Source organism: Cellulomonas sp. 73-92 (assembly GCF_001898175.1).
Classification (GTDB): domain Bacteria; phylum Actinomycetota; class Actinomycetes; order Actinomycetales; family Cellulomonadaceae; genus Cellulomonas.
The window spans coordinates 1-1,720 of the sequence record NZ_MKTH01000021.1; the positions used below are offsets into that span (position 1 = coordinate 1).

The window sequence follows — 1,720 nt, forward strand, 5'->3', positions numbered from 1 at the left end:
ACACCCCCCACGAGGAGAAGCCATGACCGCGTCGACGCATCCCGTCACCCTGTTCACGGGCCAGTGGGCCGACCTGCCCTTCGAGGAGGTCGCCCGCCGCGCCGCGGAGTGGGGCTACGACGGGCTCGAGATCGCGGCATCCGGCGACCACCTCGACCTCGAGCGCGCCGACGAGGACGACGCCTACGTCGCCTCGCGGCTCGAGATCCTCGACCGGCACGGGCTGACGGTGTACGCGATCTCCAACCACCTCGCCGGCCAGGCGGTGTGCGATGCTCCGATCGACTTCCGGCATCAGGCGATCCTGCGCGACTACGTGTGGGGCGACGGCGAGGCCGAGGGCGTGCGGCAGCGTGCCGCCGAGGACATGAAGCGGTCCGCGCGCGTCGCCCGGAAGCTCGGCGTCGACACCGTCGTCGGGTTCACGGGGTCTTCGATCTGGCCGTACGTCGCGATGTTCCCGCCGGTCCCGGCATCCGTCATCGATGCCGGCTACGAGGACTTCGCCACCCGGTGGAACCCCATCCTCGACGTCTTCGACGCGGAGGGCGTGCGGTTCGCCCACGAGGTCCACCCGAGCGAGATCGCCTACGACTACTGGACGAGCGTGCGCACCCTCGAGGCCATCGACCGCCGCCCGGCGTTCGGCTTCAACTGGGACCCGAGCCACATGATGTGGCAGAACATCGACCCCGTCGGGTTCATCTGGGACTTCCAGGACCGGATCTACCATGTCGACTGCAAGGACACCCGGCTGCGCCCCCAGAACGGGCGGGCCGGGGTGCTCGGTTCGCACCTCGCGTGGGGCGACCCGCGCCGGGGCTGGGACTTCGTCTCGACAGGGCACGGCGACGTGCCGTGGGAGGACGCGTTCCGCGCGCTCGAGGCGATCGGCTACGCGGGGCCGATCTCGATCGAGTGGGAGGACGCCGGCATGGACCGCCGGCACGGCGCCGCCCAGGCGGTCGAGTACGTGCGGTCGCTGCTGTGGCCGCTGCCCACCGCGTCGTTCGACGCGGCCTTCAGCAACCAGTAGCCGTCGGGCTGTCGCTGGCCGGTACCTGTCGCAGATTCAGGAGAAACCTGACACCCGGGCTTCACCGCGGGTGAAGATGGCCGGTTCTTCCTGAATCTCCGACCGGATCGCGACGCGAGGACGCCGTAGCCTCGGGTCATGACCCTCTCGACGGCGGATCTGTACGACGAACGCGGCGACGAGCTCGACTCCCTCGTCCTGCAGCTGCACGACCTCGGCGGCCGGGTCGCCTTCGACGGCCCCGTCCGCACCGTCCGGTGCCATCGCGACAACGCCCTCGTCAAGGCGGTGCTGGCCACTCCCGGCGACGGCGCCGTGCTCGTCGTCGACGGGGGCGGGTCGCTCGAGTCCGCACTCGTCGGCGACCTCATCGCGGCGTCGGCGGTCCGCAACGGGTGGGCCGGGATCATCGTGCACGGCGCGATCCGCGACCGGACCGCCATCGCCGCGCTCCCGATCGGGGTGAAGGCGCTGGGCTCGAACCCGCGGCGCAGCGCGAAGGACGGCGTCGGCGAGGTCGACGTCCCGGTCGTGATCGCCGGTGTGGCATTCGTGCCGGGGCGGCATGTGTGGGCCGACGCGGACGGCATCCTCGTCGAGCGGTGACTCCGGGGGTCTGGACGAGCGCGGGCCGAGGGCGGATGCTGGGACCATGACCGCCTTCACCACCGCGCACGCGTTCAG

Annotated in this window: 2 protein-coding genes; both read left to right on the forward strand. The window is 71.3% G+C overall.

What is annotated here, in order from left to right:
• The first annotated feature begins 22 nt into the window (after positions 1-22).
• The gene (locus tag BGO37_RS15225) at positions 23-1,036 is read left to right on the forward strand and encodes a sugar phosphate isomerase/epimerase (protein WP_291756249.1); all 1,014 of its coding nucleotides are present in this window, start codon (positions 23-25) and stop codon (positions 1,034-1,036) included.
• A 138-nt stretch (positions 1,037-1,174) separates the two neighbouring features.
• A complete protein-coding gene (gene rraA, locus BGO37_RS15230; protein ID WP_291756251.1) occupies positions 1,175-1,642 on the forward strand; it encodes a ribonuclease E activity regulator RraA in 468 nt (155 codons plus the stop codon).
• The last annotated feature ends 78 nt before the right edge of the window (positions 1,643-1,720 follow it).

Coding starts and splice junctions, on each gene's coding strand:
- rraA (WP_291756251.1), top strand. CDS start 1,175: ATGACCCTCTCGACGGCGGATCTGTACGACGAACGCGGCGACGAGCTC.
- BGO37_RS15225 (WP_291756249.1), top strand. CDS start 23: ATGACCGCGTCGACGCATCCCGTCACCCTGTTCACGGGCCAGTGGGCC.